General features: G+C 70.1%; 1 protein-coding gene. It reads right to left on the reverse strand.

Features of this window, described 5'->3' with window-relative positions:
- Window positions 1-264: ATP-binding protein (locus FLQ44_RS18045; protein ID WP_240801336.1), on the reverse strand; the 264-nt coding region annotated here is incomplete at both ends.

Consider the following 264-nt stretch of genomic DNA (forward strand, 5'->3'; position numbering starts at 1 on the left):
GGAACGGCTCGAACAGATGGGCGCGCGCGTCCGGCGACAGGCCGGGGCCGGTGTCGCTGACCCAAAGCTCGACCATGTCGCCGGCCAGCGCCGAGCCGACCTTCAGCTGCCGGACCGGCGACGTCGCCATGGCCTCGATCGCATTGCGGAGCAGGTTGTTCAGAACCTGCTCGATCTGGACTCGGTCGACCTCCACCAGATCGGCGAGGCGATCGAGTCGCCGTTCGGGCCGGAAGCCGGCCGCCTGCGGCAGCTGCGATACCG

Source organism: Vogesella mureinivorans (assembly GCF_007644035.1).
Classification (GTDB): Bacteria; Pseudomonadota; Gammaproteobacteria; order Burkholderiales; family Chromobacteriaceae; genus Vogesella; species Vogesella mureinivorans.